We start from the raw sequence: 19031 nt of genomic DNA on the forward strand, positions 1-19031 counted from the left end.
TCAGGCGGTCTCGGCGACGAGGTCGCCGTCGTGCAGGCGGATCAGCCGGTCCGCCGTCCGCCCGATGCGCTGGTCGTGCGTGACGACGACGACCGCGGTCCCCGCGTCGCTCGCCGTCTCGCGCAGCAGCGCCATGATCTGCTCGCCGGTCTTCGAGTCGAGCGCGCCGGTCGGCTCGTCGCAGAGCAGGAGCGCCGGCCGCTTGGCGAGCGCGCGGGCCAGCGCGACGCGCTGCATCTCGCCCCCGGACAGCTGCCCGGGGAAGTTGCCGGAGCGGTGCCCGAGCCCGACCCGCTCGAGGCCCTCGTGCGCGCGGTGCTCGGCGCTGACCCGGTCCGTCGTCAGCGCGGCGGCGAGCGCGACGTTCTCCATCGCCGTGAGGTTCGGCACCAGGTTGTAGAACTGGAAGACGAAGCCGACGCTGAGCCGCCGGTACTCGGTCAGCTGCCGGTCGCGGAACGACGAGATCAGCTGATCGCCCACCCGGATGCGCCCGCTGGTCGCGCTGTCCATCCCGCCGAGCAGGTTGAGCAGCGTGCTCTTCCCCGAGCCGGAGGGGCCGAGGACGACCGTGAACCGGCCCTGGTCGATCGTGAGCGACGCGCGGCGCAGCGCGGTGATCCGGCGCGTCCCGGCGCGGTACGACTTCGACACCGCCTCCAGCTCGATGAACGCCGGGCCCGTCGGGACAGCCGGGCCCCTCGAGACAGCCGGGCCCGTCAGCACTGCAGGATCACCGCGCCGTAGTGCGTGCCCGCGCCGGTGCCGACGAGCAGCAGCTGCTCCCCCGGCTGCGGCTTCGCGCGGTGCAGCGCCAGCGGGATCGCCGAGCCGATCGTGTTGCCCACCTCGGGGAGGGTGATCGTCATCGTGTGCCGGCCCCAGAGCCGCGCCATCCCCTCCATCCCCGCCTTGCTGGTCTGGTGCGGGATGACCCGGTCGATCCCGGGCGTCCCCTTGCTCAGGCCGGGTCGCACGGTCTCGAGGAACCGCGGGAAGTTGCGCAGGGCGTCCACGAGCAGCTGGCCGCCGTGCATGTCGAACTTGAAGTCGGCGACCCGCTCCGGCGCCTCCTCGATCCGGATCCGCGAGCCGAAGCCGCGGATCTCGGCGTGCCGCACCCCGCTGACCTGGGTCTTGAACCGCGAGGTCACGATGCCCTGGCCGGGCGTCTCGGCGCGGCCGATCACGACCGCCGCGGCGGCGTCGCCGAAGAGGATCGCGCTCTCGGCCTGCGCGAAGTCGATGCCGCGGCTGCCGCCCTCGGTCGACACGATCAGCACCCGCTCCGCCCGGCCCGAGCCGATCAGGAAGCCGGCCTCCTGCAGCGCGAACAGGAACGACAGGCAGGTGGCGTGCAGGCTGTAGGCGAAGACGTCGGCGAGCCCCAGCCCGGCCGCGATCAGCGCGCCGCCGTCGGGGATCGCCTGCAGCGAGGTCCCGGAGGCGTTCAGCACGACGTCGACGTCCTCGGCCTCGATCCCGGCCGCGGCCAGCGCCCTCCGCGCGGCGAGCAGGCCGAGCTCGAGCGGATCCTCGTCGTCGGCGAGCCAGTGCCGGGTCTCGACCCCGGTGCGGCGGATCGCCTCCTCGGTCGAGATGCCGCAGAGCGCGGCGACCTCGGAGGTGGGCACGATGCGGGCGGGGAGCGCCTCGCCGGTGCCGAGGATGCGGATGGGGAGCACGTCGGACACGAGGGCGTCCTTCCTGTTCCGGATCGGCGGAATCACCGGAGCGAGTCCTGTATAGCGCTGTTCACGTTTCCGCGGGATGAAGTTCTGCATTCGGCGGTGCCGTCGAATTGACGACGGAGAGAGGCGCCGCCACTATGGGCCGGGGCGAGAGGGGCGGAATGAGCGAGAAGAACTTCTGGGTCGTGATCCCTTTCTTCGACGAGGAGAAGCTGATCGGCGGCACTCTCGAGGCGCTCGCCGCTCAGGACGACCGCGACTTCGAGCTCCTCCTCGTCGACAACGCGAGCACCGACGGCTCCCGCGCGGTGATCGACGCGTTCTCCGCTCAGCACCCCGAGATGAGCATCCGCACGATCGAGGAGGCGCAGAAGGGCACAGGCGCCGCCTCCGACACCGGCTTCCGCCACGCGATCGCTGCGGGCGCCGCGATCGTCGCGCGGACCGACGCGGACTCCCTGCCCGACCCCCGCTGGGTCGGCCTGCTGAAGGCGGATTTCCGCACGGGGGCGCGGATCGTGGGCGGCAAGGTGAAGCCGCGGACCGACGAGCCGGAGTACCGCTGGTACGACGGAGTGATCGGCGCGGTGCTGATCGGGATCATCGAGCGCGCGCCCCGCTACCTCTACCGGCGGCCGGGCCAGCGGTACCCGATGTTCATGGTCCCGGGGCTCAACATGGCGATCGACGCCGACCTCTACCTCGAGGTGGACGGCTTCCCGCGCTCCAGCATCGACGACACCGACGAGGACCTCGAGCTGCACCTGAAGGTGTGCCAGCTGATCCCCGGCGGGCAGGCGAGATTCGATCGCGAGGCCGTGGTGCGCTGCTCCATCCGGAAAGGCAAGAAGCTCGGCTATCTCGGAATCCTGCTCTGGTATTGGGGCCGCAAGAAGCGCACGGACGTGGTGGACATCCGATGAGTGGCAGTGTTTCTACCGTATTTCCCGGAAAGACTTCTGTCCTCGGAAAGGGGACGTCGTGCGGATACTGATCACCGGTGCGACCGGATTCCTCGGCGGTCACGCCGTGCGCGCCTTCCTCGACGCCGGCGACGACGTGATCGCCACCGGCCGCAACCGCGCCGCCCTCGAGCGGCTCTCGGCCGACGGCGCCGAGACGGTGCCCGACGACCTCGCCGGACTCGCGAGCCGGACGATCCGGGCCGACGTCCTGGTGCACTCCGCCGCGCTCTCGAGCCCGTGGGGCACCTGGGCGCAGTTCCACGAGGCGAACGTCGCGGGCACGGCGGCGATGATCGACCTCGCCGAGCGCAGCGGCATCCGCAGGATCGTCTTCGTCTCGTCGCCGAGCATCTACTCGGCCCGGCGGCACCAGTACATGGTGCGCGAGGACGAGTTCGATCCGGCCAGCCGGATGAGCCTCTACATCCGGAGCAAGATCGAGGCCGAGCGGCTGCTCCAGACCGCGCACGCGGCCGGCCGGATCCCCGAGCTCGTCGTCCTGCGTCCGCGCGGCCTGATCGGCGTCGGCGACCCGAGCCTGATCCCGCGCTTCCTCGCCGCGAGCCGGCGCCGCGGCATCCCGCTCTTCGACGGCGGGCGCAACGTCGTCGACGTGACCTGCGTGGAGAACGCCGCCGACGCCCTCGTCCTCGCCGCGCGCACCCGGCACGCGGGCGGGAGCGTCTACAACATCACCAACGGCGAACCGGCGCCGCTCGGCGAGCTGCTGCGCCGCTTCTTCGCGGCGATGGGCGAGGAGCCGCGCTTCATCACCGTCGACCTCCGCGTGCTGAGCGCCCTCGCCGTGCTGCTCGAGCAGGTCTACGCGCGACTCCCCTCCGGCGCCGAGCCGCCCTTCACCCGCTACACGGTCGCGACCCTCGCCTACGCGCAGACCCTCGACATCTCCCGGGCGCGGGCCGAGCTCGGCTACCGGCCGGCCGTGCCGCTGGCCGAGGGCATCCGCCGGGTCGGCGAGCACTATCGAGAACAGCGTGCCTGAGCAACGCGGGTCGCTCCGGGTGTTCTCCTGCGGCGACACGACGTTCCCGCTCTCCCGGGTGTTCCGCGGCGAGGGCCTCCCGCGGCGCACCTTCCCCTCGGCCGCCTTCCTCTACACGCACCCGGACGGCCGCCGCGTGCTCTTCGACACCGGCTACCCGCCGACGCTCGAGGGCACGGGACCGGTCGGCGCGCTCTACCGCCGGATCCTGCCGGCCCGGATCGCCCCGGGCGAGACCGTCGACGCGCAGCTGCGGCGCGAGGGGATCGAGCCCGGCGCGATCGACTTCGTCGTGCTCTCGCACCTGCACCCCGACCACGTCGGCGGGCTGGCCGCCTTCCCGGACACGACGCTCGTGCTCTCCGCGGGACAGCTCGAGAAGGTGCGGCGCAGCCGGATCACCGACGGGGTGTTCGCCGCGCTGATCCCGCCGTGGTTCGCCGACGCGACCCGGATCGTCGTCGACGAGCAGCCGCGGACCGAGACCGGCGGGGTGAGCGGCTTCGACCTCTTCGGCGACGGCCGCTTCGTGGTGACGCCGCTGCCCGGGCACGCCCTCGGCCACCTCGGCGCGCTCGTCGAGGGGCGCGTCCTGCTCGCCGGCGACGCGGCCTGGGGCCGGGAGTTCCTGGAGTGGTCCGACCGCCTCCGGCCGCTGCCCCGCCTGATCAGCGACGACTCCGCCGCGCACCACCGCACCTCGGCCGAGCTGCTGCGGCTGGAGGCGTCGGGCGTGACGCTCTGCTTCAGCCACGACGCGTACCCCTCGCCGATCCTCCTGCCGTGACGGGCCGAGTGCGCTGATGTGCGGAGTGCGCTGATGGGCCGGCTGCGGATCGTCCGGGCCTTCGCGCAGGCCCGGTGGGGCCGCCGGTTCCGCTCGCGCGCGGCCCTCGAGGCGGCGCAGCGGCGGCTGCTCCGGCGGCACCTCCGCTTCCTCGAGCGGCACTCCCCGTACTTCGCGCCGCTCGTGCGTGGACTCGGCGCTGGGCTCGACCCCGAGGATCTGGCGCGACTGCCGACCATGACCAAGGCCGTCGGGATGGAGCACTTCGACGCGATGAACACGGTCGGCGTGCGCCGCGACGAGGCCCTCGCGCTCGCGCTGGCCGGCGAGCGATCGCGGGACTTCTCGCCGACCCTGAACGGCGTCGCGGTCGGGCTCTCCTCGGGGACGAGCGGACACCGCGGCCTGTTCGTGATCAGTCCGCGCGAGCGGGAGGAGTGGGCCGGCACCGTCCTCGCCCGCTTCCTGCCGCCGGGGCGGATCCTCGGGCAGCGGATCGCGTTCTTCCTCCGCGCCGACAACTCGCTCTACGAGACGGTCGCCTCGCGCGCGGTCGCCTTCCGCTTCTTCGACGTCTACGACTCCGCCGCCGCGAACGTCGAGAAGCTCGGCTCCTTCGCACCCACGCTCCTCGTCGCGCCGCCGTCGGTCCTGCTGATGCTCGCCGCGGCGGCCGAGCGGGGCGAGCTCGTCGTCGCGCCGGAGCGGGTGATCGCGGTCGCGGAGGTGCTGCAGCCGGGCGACGCGGCCGTGCTGCGGAGCGCCTTCGGCGTCGCGGTGATCCACCAGGCGTACCAGTGCACGGAGGGGTTCCTCGCGCACACCTGCCGCCTCGGCACCCTGCACCTCAACGAGGACGCCGTGCTGGTCGAGCGCGAGGAGCTGGGCGACGGCCGCTTCGTGCCGATCGTCACCGATCTGCGCCGCCGGGCGCAGCCGATCGTCCGCTACCGCCTCAACGACGTGCTGCGCGCCGCCCCCGCACCGTGCCCGTGCGGCAGCGTGCTGACGGCCCTCGACGCGATCGAGGGGCGGGAGGACGACGTGCTGCTGCTGCCCGGGACGGACGGCGAGCCCGTGCGCGTCTACTCGGACGTGGTCGTCCGCAGCATGATGTTCGCCGAGGGGTTCCGCGAGTTCCGCGTCGTGCAGTCGGGGCCGTCGACCCTCACCGTCGCCGTCGATGTGCTGACCCCGGCGGTGCGCGCGTCGGTCGCCGCCGAGTTCGCGCTGCTCGCCGGCCGGCTCGGCCTCCGCCCGCCGACCCTGGTCTTCGAGGCGTACGCGCACGACCCCGCCCTGAAGCTGCGGCGGGTGCAGCGCAGCACGCCCTGACGAGCGGCGGGACGGTTCAGCCGCAGCTCAGCTCGCGAACTCCTCCGGCCGGTCGTGCTCGGCCAGCGAGAGCCGGACCCGCTCGATGTCGGCGTCCGACGGCAGCTCCGAGGTGACCGCGGCGATCGCCGTGCCGACGTCGACGCGGCTGGCCGGCAGCCCGCCCTCGGCGGCCAGGCGCGTCGCGACCTCGGCGACCTCCTCGTCGGAGAGCCGGCGGCGCAGCAGCGCGATCAGCGGCACGAAGTCCTGCTCGGGCAGCCCGGCGGGGTAGCCCGCGCGCAGCCAGCGGACGACGCGCGTGACGAGTCCGGCGCGCTCCGAGGCCGGGCGCTCCGCCTCCGCGAGCTCCTCCGGGCGGGCGAGCGGCCAGCCGGCGCTCGCGAGCCGTGCCGAGACCCGGACGAGGTCCTCGGGCAGCGCGGGGCCGAGGAGCGTCTCCTCGATGCGCTGCCGCATCCTCGCGGCGGAGAACTCCTCGCCGGCCGCGTCGGCGCGCACCGCGTCGGAGAGCAGCTGGCGGACGACCTGCTCCAGCTCGTCGCGGGTCAGGCTGCGCTGGAGGAGGCCGAGCAGCGGAACGTAGTCGGTCTCCGGCACTCCGGAGGGGTAGCCCGCACGGAGCCAGCTGACCACCCGGGCGACGACGCCGTCCGCGGGAGCGGGAGCCGCCGCGTCGGGCGCCGCCGGGTCGGTCGCCGCCATGGTCAGCCCTTGGGGACGAAGGTCGGGAAGACGTGCTCGAAGCTGACGGCCTGGCCGAGGCCGGTCGCGATGATGATGCTCAGACCCACCGCCACGGCGGCGACCACGATCACGAAGCAGAGCACGCCGAGCGCGCGGAGCAGCGGCGCGGGGAGGCCGGGAGCCTGCGCGGTCGAGGCCGCGGTTCCGCTGGCTCCGTCACCGCCGGCGAGGGCGAACGAGCGGACGCCGACGGCGAAGAGCACGGGCAGGCCCGCGCCGAGGAGCACGGCGATGAGCGCCACCTGGCCGGCGGCAGTGAAGAAGAGGGAGAGCACGGGTCGGTCCTTTCGAGTCGGTACGGAGGGATCCGGGCTAGACGCCGGCGGTCTGCTTCGCCGCGGTGCCCGCGTCCGACCACTCGTCGTTGACGTTGTGCGCGCCGATGCTGTCGCGGCGCGAGCGGACGTAGATGAAGACGGCGACGGCGACGAGGACGGCGGTCATCAGGATGCCGCCGGCGGCCCCGCCGACCAGGTGGCCGATCCACCACATCACGGCGCCCATCAGCGCGGCGGCCGGGAGCGTGATCAACCAGGCGATCACCATCCGCAACGCGACGCGCCAGCGGACCTGCGCGCCGGGGCGGCCGACGCCGGAGCCGAGGATCGAGCCGGTCGCGACGTGCGTGGTCGAGAGGGCGAAGCCGAGGTGGCTGGAGGCGAGGATGACCGCTGCGGAGGCGCTCTCGGCGGCCATGCCCTGCGGGGTGTCGATCTCGACGAGGCCCTTGCCGACGGTGCGGATGATGCGCCAGCCGCCGATGTAGGTGCCGAGCGAGATGGCGAGCGCGCAGCTGAGCTTGACCCAGAACGGGACGGACTCGGTGTCGCTCCAGCCGCCGGCCGCGATCAGCGCGAGGGTGATGACGCCCATGGTCTTCTGCGCGTCGTTGGTGCCGTGCGCGAGCGAGACGAGCGAGGCGCTGCCGATCTGGCCGATCCGGAAGCCGCGGTGGATGCGGCGGTCGGCGAGGTTGCCGATCACACGGAAGACGAGCCAGGTGCCGATCGCGGCGACCGCGCCGGCGAGCACCGGGGACATCAGCGCGGGCAGGATCACCTTGCCGACGACGCCGTCGAGCTTCGAGCCGTCGCCGGCCCAGTTGACGCCGTTGAGGCCGAGGCCGGCGAGCGCCGAGCCGATCAGGCCGCCGAAGAGGGCGTGCGACGAGCTGGAGGGCAGACCGAGCAGCCAGGTGAGGAGGTTCCAGACGATGCCGCCGATCAGGCCGGCGAGCACGATCAGCAGGAGCGCCGAGCCGCCGCCCTCGAGCAGCGCCGGGTCGGGCGCGCCGGTGGAGTCCTGGATCTTGACGACCGCGTTGGTGACGGTCAGCGCCACCTCGATGCTGAGGAACGCGCCGACCAGATTGAGGACGGCGGAGAGCGTGACGGCCACCTTCGGCTTCAACGCGCCGGTCGCGATGGACGTGGCCATCGCGTTCGCCGTGTCGTGGAAGCCGTTGGTGAAATCGAACGCCAGAGCGGTGACGATGACGAGCGCGAGAAGGATGAAGGGATCCACGGAGGAGATCCTCTCGCCCGCGCAGGCCGCTCGGAAGGGTTCGCCGGGGCGTTCACCGGCTGTTCACCTCTCCGAGCGGCGCGCCGGGCTACCCTGTGCAGTTTCTCAGGGTAGGGGCGTCCCGCGGGGCTCGCTCAGTTCGAGGAGTGCGGCAGCGGCGGCGTGAGGTCCGGCACGTGCTCGGGGTCGGCGTCGGGCTGCTGCTCGGGCTGCTCCTCGGGAGCCTGGTCCTGCTCCTGCTCGTCGCGCGCCGCGCTCGGCAGCGGCGGCGTGAAGTCGGGCGTGACCGACGGGTCGGCCGCGCCGACGGCGATGTGCTCGCGCTCGACCACGTGCTTCGGGGCGGAGGGAGCGCTGCGCTTCTCGGCCTGGGCGGCCTTCTTCGCCGCCTTCTCCTGCTGGCGCTTGAGCGTGTCGGTCTGCTCGGCGAGCTTGCGGGCCTTCTTGCGCAGCTTCTTGCTGGAGTCGCGCACGGCGTCGTGGGCCGCGCGGACCGACTTCTCCGCCTTCGCCAGAGCCTTCTTCGCGCGCTTCTGCGCGGCCTTGTCGTCGGTCTTCTGCGACGACTTCTTCGAATCGGACTTCTTCTTCTGCGCCATGCCGGCTCCTCACACTCGTCGACCCGATCGGTCGTGGGTCCACCGTAGCGAGCGGGCACCGCACGGGGCCTGGGCAGAACGGCCGGCCGGGGAGTACAACTGCCGCATGACCGATGCGATCTCCCCGCGCGACTTCCGCGCCGCCCCCGGCACCGCCGACTGGCGGGTCGTCGGCGACGGCGCCCGCGCCTACTTCCGCACCGGCGATCGCGGGGCCGGCTCCTTCGCCGCGGGCGCCGCCCTGGTCGCCGCGATCGCCGTCCTCGCCGAGCAGGCCGGCCACCACCCCGACGTCGATCTGCGCTACGGCGGCGTCGGCGTGCGCCTGATCAGCCACGACGTCGGCGACATCAGCGAGCGCGACCTGGCCCTCGCCCGCGAGATCTCGGCTGCCGCCCGTGCGCTCGGCCTCCCCGCCGAGCCGGCGGCGGTGCAGAGCCTGCAGATCGCGATCGACGCCGTCGACGTCGCCGCGGTCCGCGCCTTCTGGCGGGCCGTGCTCGGCTACTCCCCCGTCGAGGACGCCGACCTCGCCGACCCGCGCGCCCTCGGCCCGAACCTCTGGATCCAGCGGATCGAGGGCCCGCGACCCGAGCGCAACACGATCCACCTCGACCTCTACCTGCCGCGCGACGTCGTCGACGCCCGCCTCGCCGCAGCCCTCGCCGCGGGCGGGCGCGTCGTCGACGAGTCGAACGCGCCGGAGTGGTGGACCCTCGCGGACCCGGAGGGCAACGAGGTCGACCTCGCGCCCTGGCGGGACGACAGCGAGTGGAGTGCGTGAGGCCGTGACCCGGCGAGCCTGGTGAGGCAGGCTGGAGTCATGGTCTTCACTCCGAACCACGGCGGCTACTCCGGCAGGCACGGGCTGCGCCGCCCGATGCGCGGCCCCAAGCGCGACCGCTGGATGTGGTGGCGCCTCGGCTCCGGCGTCGCCGCGACCGTCGCCGGCCTGATCGCCCTGCTGGTCTTCACGAGCGGCCGGTACTGATCGTGTCGCGCGAGAGGGTCACGGGCATCGGCGGCTTCTTCTTCGCCGCGCGCGACCCGGCGGCGCTGGCGCGCTGGTACGCCGAGCACCTCGGCATCGACGAGGTGCCGATGGAGTACGGCGCCCCCTCCTGGCGCCAGGACGCCGGCATCACCGTCCTCGCCCCGATGCCGACCGGCTCCGAGCCGCTCGGCCCCGCCGGCTGGACCCTGAACCTCCGCGTCCGCTCACTCGACGCGCTCGTCGCCCAGCTCCGCGCCGCGGGCATCCCCGTCGAGATCGACCCCGAGACCTACCCGAACGGCCGCTTCGCCGACCTGCACGACCCCGAGGGCAACCGCCTCCAGCTCTTGCAGCCGGCGGGTGTGGACGCCTAGCGTCTCGCAGTCGCAGCCGCGTCAGGCGCGGTCGTGGAGGGTGATCAGGTAGCCGTCCGGGTCGGCGAAGGTGAAGGTCAGGCCGAAGGGGCCCTCGGCGGGGGCCGACGTGATCGGGACGCCGGCGGCGGCGAGATCGTCGTGCAGGGCGGCGACCTCGGTCGCGTGCAGCCAGAGGGCGACGCCGCGGCCGGGTTCGGCGGGGAGCTGGGTGCCGGGAACGATGTCCCGGATCGCGAACGGGATCGGCGCGGTGTCGAAGACGACGGCGTGCGGCGGGCCGGGGCGGCGGGAGAGGCCGAGGCGGGTCTCGTAGAACTCGGCGGAGCGCTCGAGGTCGCGGACCTGGAGGGAGAGGAAGTCGGGGCCGGTGATCGCCATGGGGGTGCCTTTCGTCGGGGGTGGGTGTCAGTTTCCTTACATCGAGCGTATGTCAGACTACTGACATGAGTCGACAGGGCGAGAGCACGGCACGGATCGAGCTGGACACCTCCGTCGGCTACGTGCTGAAGGAGGCGTCGAGCGCCCTGCGCGTCGCGATGGAGGCGGCGCTGCGGCCGCTCGGGATCACGGTCACCGCCTACTCCTGCCTGGAGCTGCTGGCGCACCGGCCGGGGCTGTCCAGCTCCGAGCTGGCGCGGGGCGCGTTCGTCACGCGGCAGTCGATGCACGTGCTGCTGCAGTCGCTCGAGCGCGACGGTCACCTGATCCGGGCCGAGACGGCGCCGAGCGGCCGGGCGCTGCCGATCCGGCTCACGGCGTCCGGCGAGGAGCTGCTGGGCGAGGCGAGCGCGGCCGTCCGGGCGGTCGAGGAGCGCATGCTGACGGGGCTGGACGGGGCGCGGATCCGCGAGCTGCACGCCCTGCTCCGCCACTGCGCGGAGGCGCTCGCCTGAGCCTGCGGCATCGATACCGTGCGCCGCTCGGCATTCTCCCAGTGGCGTTCCGGAGCTGCGCAGGTACTCTGGAGGGTCGCCGCGCGGCCCCCTGAGCCCCGGCTGACATCCCCCTGAGCACCACCTGCTGAGCGCTGCTGAGCGCCCCGCCGCCCCGACCCGCCCTGCCGCGCCCCCGTTCCCCCGCGGCGAACGACCCGGAAAACCACGACTGCATGCACCACTCCGACCACGCCCCGGCCCCCGTCTCCGCCGCGACCGCGCAGGCCCTCCCGACCCGCCGGCAGCTGCGCGAGCAGCGCGAGGCCGAGCAGGTCGCGGCGCGCAGCGTCGCCCGCACCGCCGCCGCCCGCACCGCCGCGGCGCGCAGCACGGCCCGGAGCACCGCCGTCCGCCGCCCCTCGACGCGCCGCGTGTCCGCCTTCGCCGCGATGACCTTCGTGGTCGGCCTGGCCGTCACCTCGACGATGCCCGCCTTCGCCGTCGGCGACACCCCGGAGTCCGCCGTCGCGACCGACACCGCGAACGCCGTCGCCGCGGCCCGCCCGCAGAGCTTCGTCGCCGCGGGCGTCGTGCAGCAGAGCGTCACCCGCGACGCCTTCGCCGCCGAGGCCAAGCCCGAGGTCCTCGTGCCCACCGCCTCCCTCGACGCGATCACCGCCGGCGCGGGCGAGTCGACCGCCGCGGCCGCTGGGGTCTCCGGCACCTGGGTGCTCCCGATCGCCGGCCACATCAGCAGCAGCTACGGCCCCCGCCCCGACCAGCCGGTCGCCGGCGTGAACCTCTTCCACAAGGGCACCGACCTGGCCGGCGCCTGCGGGACCCCGGTCCTCGCGGCCGCGAGCGGCACCGTCGAGGAGGCGGCCTACTCCGGCAGCTACGGCAACTGGATCCTGCTCGACAACGGCGGCGGCATCGAGACCGGCTACGCGCACAACACCGACCTGCTGGTCGACGTCGGCGACACCGTCGTCGCGGGCGAGGTCATCGCGACCCGCGGCTCGACCGGCGCCTCCACCGGCTGCCACCTGCACTTCGAGACCCGCGTCGACGGCGAGGCGGTCGACGCCGTGCCGTTCATGGCCGCCCTGGGCGTGCCGCTGGGCTAGCGCGCCGCGCTCTCCCGCAGAGGGCGCATCGCGAATGGACGCTGGACGGGCTTCGACCCGCCCACAGGACCCTGCTCGCGTCGTTCCGCGAGTCCGGTGATGCGAGTGGACGCCCATCGGGCTCGAGGACTCTCGCAGACCCCGGCTCGCGTCCAGTCGCGCAAGCCGCACAACGTGAGTGGACGCTCATCGGGCTTCGGTCCATGCGCAGGCCCCCGTAAGCGTCGACTCGCGTGGAGTCCCTGTGCCGCGAGGGGGACCGGACTGCGCGTCAGCCCAGCGGCACGGTGCGCGGGCCGGTCGAGACCGCGCCGGACCAGTGGGCGTCGGCGGGGTCGGTCGTCACGGTGATGCGCGCGTCCTGGTCGACGGCGATCTCCATCGAGCCGGTGTTGCCGCCGCCGTTGCTCGTCGTCCGGGTGGTGCCCGGGTCGTAGACGCAGGACGAGCCGGTGGTCATCAGGCCCTCGACCTCGACGATCACCTCGGCGTCGGCGGTGTCGCAGACGACCGAGACGGTCACGTAGAGCGGCTCTCCGGTGAGGCGCACGGTCCGCGGCTCGACGGTGCCGGTCTCGTCGACCCACTCGACGGCGGCGGTCGCCCCCTCGGGCAGCCGGACGGGCCCGATCGGGTGGTCGCCCGGCGAGGCCGAGGCCGAGGCGGTCGAGGAGGCCGCGGGCGCCTCCGAGACGGTCGGCGTCGCCTCCGCTCCGCTCTCCGCCGGGGCGGTGCAGGCGGCCAGCGCCAGCCCGGTGAGGGCCAGCGCGGCCCCCGTGGTCATCGTTCTTCTCCTGCTCTTCACGGCTCCCCCTGCTCGTGTCGGCGGTCGTGCCGGTCCCTCCGGTCTACCCGAGGCGGCCGCCGAGCGGGTCGGTCTCTGCGGCGGTTGCCAGGGACGCGGAGCACCGGTCGCGGCGGCTCCGGGCATCGGATCCACGGAGCCCGCGCCCAGATTCCCGAGTACTACTAGGTATATAGTGCACCTATGGATATCAGCAGCACCCGCTTCACCGATCGCGTCGTCCTCATCACCGGCGGCGGCTCCGGCCTCGGCCGCGCCACCGCCGTCCGCCTCGCCGCGGAGGGCGCGAAGCTCGCCCTCGTCGACGTCTCCGAGCAGGGTCTCGCCGCGACCGTCGAGGCGCTCCCCGAGGGCACCGAGTCGCTCACCGTGATCGCGGACGTGTCGAAGGCGTCCGACGTCGACGACTACGTCGCGCAGACCCTCGCGCGCTTCGGCCGCATCGACGGCTTCTTCAACAACGCCGGCATCGAGGGGCGCCAGAACCGCACCGAGGACTTCACCGCCGACGAGTTCGACAAGGTCGTCGCGATCAACCTCCGCGGCGTGTTCCTCGGCCTCGAGAAGGTGCTCAAGGTGATGCGCGAGCAGGGCTCGGGCATGGTCGTCAACACCGCGAGCGTCGGCGGCATCACCGGCATCGGCAACCAGTCCGGCTACGCGGCCGCGAAGCACGGCGTCGTCGGCCTCACCCGCAACTCCGGCATCGAGTACGGGCAGTACGGCATCCGCATCAACGCGATCGCCCCGGGCGCCATCTGGACGCCGATGGTCGAGAACTCGATGAAGCAGCTCGACGCCGAGAACCCGCGGAAGGCCGCCGAGGAGTTCATCCAGGTGAACCCGACCAAGCGCTACGGCGAGGCGGCGGAGATCGCCTCGGTCGTCGCCTTCCTGCTCTCGGACGACGCCTCCTACATCAACGCGGTCGTGCTGCCGATCGACGGCGGGCAGTCGATCAAGTACTGAGCCCTCACCTCGAAGCCGTCGCGGCGCGAGAGGATGGTCGGATGAACCCCACCGGGCGCCTCCGCGCCGCGCGCGACACCCTGCTCGAGCACCGCACCGACGCGGCGGCCGCCACGGACGCCTTCCGCTGGCCGGACGTCGGCCCGCACTTCAACTGGGCCGTCGACTGGTTCGACGAGATCGCCATCGGCAACGAGAAGACCGCCCTCTGGATCGTCGAGGAGGACGGCTCGGAGACGAAGGTCTCCTTCGACGAGATGCGCTGGCGCTCCGACGAGGTCGCCGCCTGGCTGCACTCCGTCGGCGTCGAGCAGGGCGACCACGTGATGCTCATGCTCGGCAACCGGCTCGAGCTGTGGGAGTCGATGCTCGCGATCATGAAGCTCGGCGCGGTCATCCTGCCCACCACGACGCTCCTCTCCCCCGCCGACCTGGCCGACCGCCTCGAGCGCGGCGAGGTCGCGCACGTGATCGCGGACGCGACCGAGACCACGAAGTTCGAGGGCCTCACGGAGGACGTGGGACTGATCGCGGTGGGCGGCGCGGCGGGCGTGCCCGAGGGCTGGCTCGACTACGCCGACTCGATCGAGGCCCCCGGCATCGCGCCGAGCGTCGTCGTCGACAGCGCCGACGCGTGCCTGATCTACTTCACCTCGGGGACCACCTCGAAGCCGAAGATGGTCGTGCACACCCACGAGTCCTACCCGGTCGGGCACCTCAGCACGATGTACTGGCTCGGCGTCCAGCCGGGCGACGTGCACTCGGCGATCAGCTCGCCGGGCTGGGGCAAGCACGCCTGGAGCTGCTTCTTCGCGCCGTGGAACGCCGAGGCGACGGTCTTCGTCTACAACTACTCCCGCTTCTCGCCGGTCGCGCTGCGCGAGCAGCTCGACCGCGCGGGCGTCACCACCTTCTGCGCGCCGCCGACGGTCTGGCGGATGCTGATCCAGTCCGACCTCGGTGCCCGCCCGCGCGCGCTCAGCGAGATCCTCTCGGCCGGCGAGCCGCTGAACCCCGAGGTGATCGCAACCGTCGAGCGCGACTGGGGCCTCACCATCCGCGACGGCTACGGCCAGACCGAGACCACGGCGATCATCGCCAACCCGCCCGGCGCCGAGGTCGTCTCCGGAGCGATGGGCCGGCCGCTGCCGGGCGTCGCGATCGCGCTGATCGACCCGGTCACCGGCGAGTCCTCCTCCACCGGCGAGATCTGCCTCGACCTGTCCACCGAGCCGGTCAACCTGATGTCCGGCTACCACGGCGACGACGAGCGCACCTCGCGCGCGCGGGCCGACGGCTACTTCCACACCGGCGACGTCGCCGTCCGCGCCGTCGACGGCACCATCACCTTCCTCGGCCGCACCGACGACATCTTCAAGTCGTCCGACTTCAAGATCTCGCCCTTCGAGGTCGAGAGCGTGCTGCTGCAGCACCCGGCCGTCGCCGAGTCCGCGGTCGTCCCGGCGCCCGACCCGACCCGGCACAGCGTGGTCAAGGCCTACGTCGCTCTGGCGGACGGCTGGGAGCCGACCGCCGAGACCGCCGCGGCGATCTTCCGGCACACCGACGAGCTGCTCTCCTCCTTCGAGCGGGTGCGCCGGATCGAGTTCCACGAGCTGCCCAAGACCATCTCGGGCAAGATCCGCCGCGTCGAGCTGCGCGAGCGCGAGGAGCAGGCCTTCGCCCGCGGCGAGGAGCTCGCGGCGGAGTGGCGGAGCGACCGGCTCTAGCCCCGGTCCTGCGTGCTCAGTCCTCCGTCGGGCGGCGGCGCTGCTGCTTGGTGGCGGAGCGCTGCTGCTTGCTCGCGAGGTGGCGGCGGCCGGAGCCGCGGGTGGGGCGGGTCGGCCGGCGCGGAGCGGCGGGCGGGGCGAGGGCCGCGGCGACGAGGTCGCGGAGGGTCGTGAGGGCGACCTCGCGGTTGCGCAGCTGCGAGCGCTCCTGCGAGACCGTGACGGTGATCGCTCCGGAGACCAGGCGCTGGGCGAGCCGCTGGAGAAGGCGCTCCCGCTGGTCGTCCGTGAGCGCGGCGGACTCCGTGACGCTCCAGGTGAGCTGCACGCGGCTGTCCGAGGTGTTGACGTGCTGCCCGCCCGGGCCGGAGGAGCGGGAGAACCGCCACTGCAGCTCGGACGCGGGGATCGTCAGGCGCGCGGACACCTCGAGATCCGCACCCACCTCGACAGCCATGCGGCAAGCCTGGCACGCCGAGCGCGGTCAGGCCGAGGGCGGACGGCCTCCGCCCGCGCCGCCGCCGCCGCCCGAGGGCACCGACCCGCCGGTCGGCTCGGTCGTCGTGTCGACGCGGACGGTGAGGGCGAAGCGGTAGCCGGAGGTGGCGTCGCCGGTCGCGGTCGGCAGCTGCAGCTCGCCGCCGTCGTCGCCGAAGACGTTGTCGTCGTCGAGGCTCACCTGGGCGAGGTTCTCGCTCGAGCCCTCGTAGCCGCTGAGCGCGTAGACCGCGGTGTAGGCGTCCTCGGGGACGGCCAGCTGCGAGGTCGCGATCGCGTTGCCGGAGTCGCTGATCGAGTCGACGTCGGGATAGACCTCGAAGTGGATGTGCGGCCAGCGGCCGGAGTAGCAGGCCGGGAAGATCGAGGTGTAGCCGACCTCGCCGTTCGCGTCGGCGACCTGCACGCCGCGGAGGTAGGTCTCCTCGGTGATGCCGTCGGAGTACATCGAGTAGCCGCCGGACGCGTCGCAGTGCCAGACGTAGACGGCGGCGTTCTCGAACGGCACGCCGCCGTTCGCGGTGTCGAGGATCGTCAGGGTGAAGGAGAGCGGTACGCCGGCCGCGGTGGCGCCGCCGTCGATGCTCGAGCGGATGTCGCTGCGGACGATGCCGGAGTCGCTCAGCACGTCGGGGCCGTTCGAGCCGTCGCCGGGGTAGGGGCCGGCGGTCTCGTCGGGGATCTCCCCGGTGGTCGCTGCGGCACTGCTGCTCGCGCTGCCCGTCGCGGTTCCGGAGGCGCTGCCCGCGACGGCCGAGCACGCGGCCAGCGCCGTGGTGGCGGCGCCGACTCCGATGAGGCCGAGCACGCGGCGGCGATCGAACATCCGGCGGCTCAGCAGGGTGCCGACGTCGAAGGAGAGGCCCTGGTCGACGACCTCGTCGTCGGGGCGGACGAGGTCGCGGCCCTCGTAGCGGAGGCCGTCGGGGGTGCGGTCGGGCTCGGGGATGCGGGACATCGGGGGATCCTTGTCACTCGGGGGCTCGGGGAACCCCAGAGTGACCGGCGCGGCAGGCGGGACCCTTTGCGTCGCCTACGAGCCTCCGATGTCCCGGCGCGACCGCCGCCAGAAGGCCTTGAGCCGGTCGACCTGCCGGTCGGTCCACGCGTTCGACAGCGCGAAGGCCGCGGCGGCGGGATCGCCTCCGCTGCTGATCCGCTGGATCGCCTCGAGCGCCTGCTGGGCGGGATCGCGGTCGTCGGGCGCGTGGGTGTCGGGCGCGTGGGGGTCCGGCGCGTGGGGGTCCGGAGGCGACCCGGTCACGATGCGCTCTCCGGGTACGGCGTGCTCGCCGCCGGCCAGTCCGAGGCCAGCAGCTCGCCGCGCAGCCGGTGGTACTGCTGCACGGCGCTGAGCGAGTCGGTGCGGAACGCGATCGCGACGGCGGCGTCGCGCCAGTAGCCGTCCCAGCCGCTGTACTGAGCGAAGACGCGGGAGCCGATGCTCTCCAGCAGCTCCCAGGCCCGGCCGGCGGTCAGGTAGCCGGCGACGTACGCGTAGCGGATCGCTCCGATCGTGCGCTCGGCATCGCCGGCGAGCAGCAGCACCGGCGGGCGGCCGCCGACCGGCTGCGCGCGCTCGAGCAGGTGGAACTCGCTCTCGCCGGTGAGAGCGGCGATCCGGGAGCGCATCCGCTCGGCGTCCTCCGAGGCGGAGACCTCGGCGAAGCGCGTCGACAGCGGACCGCGGGCGAGGACGTCGGCGACGAACAGCTCGACGTCCTCCGCCGAGGCGATGCGGAAGTCGCGGTCGAGCGCGCCGCGCTGCTCGGTGAGCGCGGGCATCGGCAGCTCCGGCCAGGGCGAGCCCTTGGCGCCGTCGGCGAAGCGGGCGCGGAGCGCGGCGGGCAGCTCGGCCCAGGTGGGCTGGAAGGTGAGCGAGGAGTTCCAGCCGCCGAAGGAGAAGTCGCTGACGGCGTCGAGGGCGAGCAGCTGCTGCTGGCGCAGGGTCGGCGCGGGCGTCCGCGCCTCGGCACGGTAGGCGGCCTGCTGCCGGCGGGGCGCTCCGGCGTCGCGGATCTGGAAGGCGATCGACGCGAGGGCCAGCCCGAGGACGAGGCCGATGCCGAAGGTGAAGATCGGCAGTCCGGTGCTGCCGTCCGCGCTCGCCAGGCCGAGCACGAAGCCGACGATCCCGAGCGGAGCGGCGACGGCCGTGACCAGCAGGGCGCGGCGGCCGATCCCGCCGCCGGGGGCGCGCCGGTGGGCGTCCGCGGCGCGCGCGTAGCGCAGGCGCGAGCGCACGGGGAACTCGACGTCTCCCGGGTGATTCTGCAGCGGCACGATCGGCAGCCTAGACGGGCAGCGAGGACGCCGCGCGTGTGGTTGCCTGGGGGCATGAAGCTTGCCGAAGCACTCCTCGAGCGGGCCGATCTGCAGAAGCGGATCGAGGCCCTCCAGTCGCAGATCGTCGCGAACGCCTCCTACCAGGAGGGCGAGGAGCCGACGGAGGACCCGTCGGAGCTGCTGGCCGAGTGCCTGCGCGCGCTGGACGCGCTGGAGCGCCTGGTCACCGCGGTCAATCTGACGAACACGGCGGCGACCACGCCCGACGGCGTGCGGCTGACCGCGGCGCTCGCCCGGCGCGAGGCGCTCCGGTCGCAGCACAGCATCGTCGTGCGCGCGGCCGACGCGGCGGCGGGCGACCGCGGCTACCGGCAGCTGCGCAGCGAGCTGCGGCGGCTGCCGGCGCTGCCGGTGCGCGAGCTGCGCGCGCGGGCCGACGTGCTCGCGCGCGAGCTGCGCGACCTCGACGCGGCGATCCAGCGCACCAACTGGGAGGTCGATCTGCTGCAGGAGTGAGCCGGAGCGCCCTGCGGGGCGCAGTCGGGCGGTGAGTCGGTAGGCGCACCGGAGCGAGCACACACCGTCGGGCCGGCGGTCAATCCGGCCCACTGTCACGCGGTGGGCAGCGTACGGCTCCGGCCATCACTCACAGCCCAGCACCGACGACCGGTGACCGCGCAGACAGGACATCTCATCACCACGTGCTGGCCGGGGCGCCG

Annotated in this window: 24 protein-coding genes; 12 read left to right on the forward strand and 12 right to left on the reverse strand. The window is 73.4% G+C overall.

Features of this window, described 5'->3' with window-relative positions; translation table 11 throughout:
* Positions 1–654 (reverse strand): ABC transporter ATP-binding protein, encoded by a 654-nt coding sequence (locus MT353_RS13050; protein WP_243599645.1) that lies wholly within the window; start codon positions 652–654, stop codon positions 1–3.
* A gap of 65 nt (positions 655–719) precedes the next feature.
* Entirely contained in the window at positions 720–1694 is a 975-nt protein-coding gene (locus tag MT353_RS13055; protein ID WP_243599644.1) for a 3-oxoacyl-[acyl-carrier-protein] synthase III C-terminal domain-containing protein, read from the reverse strand.
* 158 nt (positions 1695–1852) lie between these two features.
* Between MT353_RS13055 and MT353_RS13060 the strand changes: the two genes are divergently transcribed.
* The 4 genes from MT353_RS13060 to MT353_RS13075 are packed head-to-tail and all read left to right on the forward strand — an operon-like array spanning position 1853 to position 5781.
* On the forward strand, positions 1853–2614 hold the full coding sequence (locus MT353_RS13060) for a glycosyltransferase (RefSeq protein WP_243599643.1): 762 nt from the start codon (positions 1853–1855) through the stop codon (positions 2612–2614).
* A gap of 58 nt (positions 2615–2672) precedes the next feature.
* On the forward strand, positions 2673–3659 hold the full coding sequence (locus tag MT353_RS13065) for an NAD(P)-dependent oxidoreductase (protein WP_243599642.1): 987 nt from the start codon (positions 2673–2675) through the stop codon (positions 3657–3659).
* Positions 3652–4446 (forward strand): MBL fold metallo-hydrolase, encoded by a 795-nt coding sequence (locus MT353_RS13070; protein WP_243624752.1) that lies wholly within the window; start codon positions 3652–3654, stop codon positions 4444–4446. Before MT353_RS13065 ends, MT353_RS13070 begins: the two co-directional genes overlap by 8 nt.
* 33 nt (positions 4447–4479) lie before the next feature.
* The gene (locus MT353_RS13075) at positions 4480–5781 is read left to right on the forward strand and encodes a F390 synthetase-related protein (RefSeq protein ID WP_243624753.1); all 1302 of its coding nucleotides are present in this window, start codon (positions 4480–4482) and stop codon (positions 5779–5781) included.
* A gap of 27 nt (positions 5782–5808) precedes the next feature.
* Here the strand turns inward: MT353_RS13075 and MT353_RS13080 are convergent, their stop codons facing one another.
* The 4 genes from MT353_RS13080 to MT353_RS13095 all read right to left on the reverse strand — a co-directional run bounded on the left by MT353_RS13080 (position 5809) and on the right by MT353_RS13095 (position 8651).
* The gene (locus MT353_RS13080) at positions 5809–6486 is read right to left on the reverse strand and encodes a DUF3349 domain-containing protein (RefSeq protein WP_243624754.1); all 678 of its coding nucleotides are present in this window, start codon (positions 6484–6486) and stop codon (positions 5809–5811) included.
* 2 nt (positions 6487–6488) lie between these two features.
* The gene (locus MT353_RS13085; RefSeq protein WP_243599639.1) at positions 6489–6803 is read right to left on the reverse strand and encodes a hypothetical protein; all 315 of its coding nucleotides are present in this window, start codon (positions 6801–6803) and stop codon (positions 6489–6491) included.
* A gap of 37 nt (positions 6804–6840) precedes the next feature.
* Positions 6841–8052 carry an inorganic phosphate transporter gene (locus tag MT353_RS13090; protein WP_243624755.1) on the reverse strand — a complete coding sequence of 404 codons (1212 nt, stop codon included), beginning with the start codon at positions 8050–8052 and terminating at the stop codon, positions 6841–6843.
* Between the two features lie 134 nt (positions 8053–8186).
* Positions 8187–8651, reverse strand: a complete 465-nt coding sequence (locus MT353_RS13095) for a hypothetical protein (protein WP_243624756.1) — start codon at positions 8649–8651, stop codon at positions 8187–8189.
* A 106-nt stretch (positions 8652–8757) separates the two neighbouring features.
* Here MT353_RS13095 and MT353_RS13100 point away from each other — a divergent pair, with 106 nt between their 5' ends.
* Genes MT353_RS13100 through MT353_RS13110 form a run of 3 tightly spaced genes read left to right on the forward strand, consistent with a single transcriptional unit; the run spans position 8758 to position 10019 of the window.
* Positions 8758–9435 (forward strand): VOC family protein, encoded by a 678-nt coding sequence (locus tag MT353_RS13100; protein ID WP_243624757.1) that lies wholly within the window; start codon positions 8758–8760, stop codon positions 9433–9435.
* A gap of 39 nt (positions 9436–9474) precedes the next feature.
* Positions 9475–9642, forward strand: a complete 168-nt coding sequence (locus tag MT353_RS13105; protein ID WP_164874583.1) for a hypothetical protein — start codon at positions 9475–9477, stop codon at positions 9640–9642.
* A gap of 2 nt (positions 9643–9644) precedes the next feature.
* Positions 9645–10019 (forward strand): VOC family protein, encoded by a 375-nt coding sequence (locus MT353_RS13110; RefSeq protein ID WP_243624758.1) that lies wholly within the window; start codon positions 9645–9647, stop codon positions 10017–10019.
* Between the two features lie 21 nt (positions 10020–10040).
* On the opposite strand, the gene MT353_RS13115 is transcribed toward MT353_RS13110, so the two are convergent.
* A complete protein-coding gene (locus MT353_RS13115) occupies positions 10041–10400 on the reverse strand; it encodes a VOC family protein (protein ID WP_243615693.1) in 360 nt (119 codons plus the stop codon).
* A 65-nt stretch (positions 10401–10465) separates the two neighbouring features.
* Here MT353_RS13115 and MT353_RS13120 point away from each other — a divergent pair, with 65 nt between their 5' ends.
* Both MT353_RS13120 and MT353_RS13125 read left to right on the forward strand, forming a co-directional pair.
* Positions 10466–10915 carry a MarR family winged helix-turn-helix transcriptional regulator gene (locus MT353_RS13120; protein WP_243624759.1) on the forward strand — a complete coding sequence of 150 codons (450 nt, stop codon included), beginning with the start codon at positions 10466–10468 and terminating at the stop codon, positions 10913–10915.
* Between the two features lie 215 nt (positions 10916–11130).
* Positions 11131–12024, forward strand: coding sequence for a M23 family metallopeptidase (locus MT353_RS13125; RefSeq protein ID WP_123447495.1), 894 nt, complete (start codon positions 11131–11133; stop codon positions 12022–12024).
* Positions 12025–12295: 271 nt separating this feature from the next.
* Here the strand turns inward: MT353_RS13125 and MT353_RS13130 are convergent, their stop codons facing one another.
* Positions 12296–12808, reverse strand: a complete 513-nt coding sequence (locus MT353_RS13130) for a hypothetical protein (RefSeq protein WP_243624760.1) — start codon at positions 12806–12808, stop codon at positions 12296–12298.
* Positions 12809–13012: 204 nt separating this feature from the next.
* On the opposite strand from MT353_RS13130, the gene MT353_RS13135 reads away from it, so the two are divergent.
* Positions 13013–13798, forward strand: coding sequence for a glucose 1-dehydrogenase (locus MT353_RS13135; RefSeq protein WP_123734567.1), 786 nt, complete (start codon positions 13013–13015; stop codon positions 13796–13798).
* Between the two features lie 41 nt (positions 13799–13839).
* Positions 13840–15528 (forward strand): AMP-binding protein, encoded by a 1689-nt coding sequence (locus MT353_RS13140; RefSeq protein ID WP_243599633.1) that lies wholly within the window; start codon positions 13840–13842, stop codon positions 15526–15528.
* A 16-nt stretch (positions 15529–15544) separates the two neighbouring features.
* Here the strand turns inward: MT353_RS13140 and arfB are convergent, their stop codons facing one another.
* The 4 genes from arfB to MT353_RS13160 all read right to left on the reverse strand — a co-directional run bounded on the left by arfB (position 15545) and on the right by MT353_RS13160 (position 18309).
* The gene (gene arfB / locus MT353_RS13145) at positions 15545–15985 is read right to left on the reverse strand and encodes an alternative ribosome rescue aminoacyl-tRNA hydrolase ArfB (protein ID WP_243599632.1); all 441 of its coding nucleotides are present in this window, start codon (positions 15983–15985) and stop codon (positions 15545–15547) included.
* Positions 15986–16012: 27 nt separating this feature from the next.
* Complete coding sequence (locus MT353_RS13150) at positions 16013–16984, reverse strand: intradiol ring-cleavage dioxygenase (RefSeq protein ID WP_243624761.1); 972 nt, start codon at positions 16982–16984, stop codon at positions 16013–16015.
* A 75-nt stretch (positions 16985–17059) separates the two neighbouring features.
* Positions 17060–17290, reverse strand: a complete 231-nt coding sequence (locus MT353_RS13155; RefSeq protein WP_243615697.1) for a hypothetical protein — start codon at positions 17288–17290, stop codon at positions 17060–17062.
* The gene (locus MT353_RS13160) at positions 17287–18309 is read right to left on the reverse strand and encodes a DUF1266 domain-containing protein (protein ID WP_243624762.1); all 1023 of its coding nucleotides are present in this window, start codon (positions 18307–18309) and stop codon (positions 17287–17289) included. Before MT353_RS13160 ends, MT353_RS13155 begins: the two co-directional genes overlap by 4 nt.
* A gap of 54 nt (positions 18310–18363) precedes the next feature.
* Between MT353_RS13160 and MT353_RS13165 the strand changes: the two genes are divergently transcribed.
* Complete coding sequence (locus MT353_RS13165; RefSeq protein WP_243624763.1) at positions 18364–18828, forward strand: DIP1984 family protein; 465 nt, start codon at positions 18364–18366, stop codon at positions 18826–18828.
* Positions 18829–19031 lie beyond the last annotated feature (203 nt).

This window comes from Rathayibacter sp. VKM Ac-2927, assembly GCF_022815525.1.
GTDB classification, from domain to species: Bacteria; Actinomycetota; Actinomycetes; order Actinomycetales; family Microbacteriaceae; genus Rathayibacter; species Rathayibacter festucae.

Excerpts from the sequence above, each read along its gene's own strand:
- MT353_RS13060 (WP_243599643.1), top strand. The coding sequence starts at position 1,853 with ATGAGCGAGAAGAACTTCTGGGTCGTGATCCCTTTCTTCGACGAGGAG.
- MT353_RS13075 (WP_243624753.1), top strand. The coding sequence starts at position 4,480 with ATGGGCCGGCTGCGGATCGTCCGGGCCTTCGCGCAGGCCCGGTGGGGC.
- MT353_RS13080 (WP_243624754.1), bottom strand. The coding sequence starts at position 6,486 with ATGGCGGCGACCGACCCGGCGGCGCCCGACGCGGCGGCTCCCGCTCCC.
- MT353_RS13095 (WP_243624756.1), bottom strand. The coding sequence starts at position 8,651 with ATGGCGCAGAAGAAGAAGTCCGATTCGAAGAAGTCGTCGCAGAAGACC.
- MT353_RS13100 (WP_243624757.1), top strand. The coding sequence starts at position 8,758 with ATGACCGATGCGATCTCCCCGCGCGACTTCCGCGCCGCCCCCGGCACC.
- MT353_RS13105 (WP_164874583.1), top strand. The coding sequence starts at position 9,475 with ATGGTCTTCACTCCGAACCACGGCGGCTACTCCGGCAGGCACGGGCTG.
- MT353_RS13115 (WP_243615693.1), bottom strand. The coding sequence starts at position 10,400 with ATGGCGATCACCGGCCCCGACTTCCTCTCCCTCCAGGTCCGCGACCTC.
- MT353_RS13120 (WP_243624759.1), top strand. The coding sequence starts at position 10,466 with ATGAGTCGACAGGGCGAGAGCACGGCACGGATCGAGCTGGACACCTCC.
- MT353_RS13125 (WP_123447495.1), top strand. The coding sequence starts at position 11,131 with ATGCACCACTCCGACCACGCCCCGGCCCCCGTCTCCGCCGCGACCGCG.
- MT353_RS13130 (WP_243624760.1), bottom strand. The coding sequence starts at position 12,808 with ATGACCACGGGGGCCGCGCTGGCCCTCACCGGGCTGGCGCTGGCCGCC.
- MT353_RS13135 (WP_123734567.1), top strand. The coding sequence starts at position 13,013 with ATGGATATCAGCAGCACCCGCTTCACCGATCGCGTCGTCCTCATCACC.
- MT353_RS13140 (WP_243599633.1), top strand. The coding sequence starts at position 13,840 with ATGAACCCCACCGGGCGCCTCCGCGCCGCGCGCGACACCCTGCTCGAG.
- arfB (WP_243599632.1), bottom strand. The coding sequence starts at position 15,985 with ATGGCTGTCGAGGTGGGTGCGGATCTCGAGGTGTCCGCGCGCCTGACG.
- MT353_RS13150 (WP_243624761.1), bottom strand. The coding sequence starts at position 16,984 with ATGTCCCGCATCCCCGAGCCCGACCGCACCCCCGACGGCCTCCGCTAC.
- MT353_RS13165 (WP_243624763.1), top strand. The coding sequence starts at position 18,364 with ATGAAGCTTGCCGAAGCACTCCTCGAGCGGGCCGATCTGCAGAAGCGG.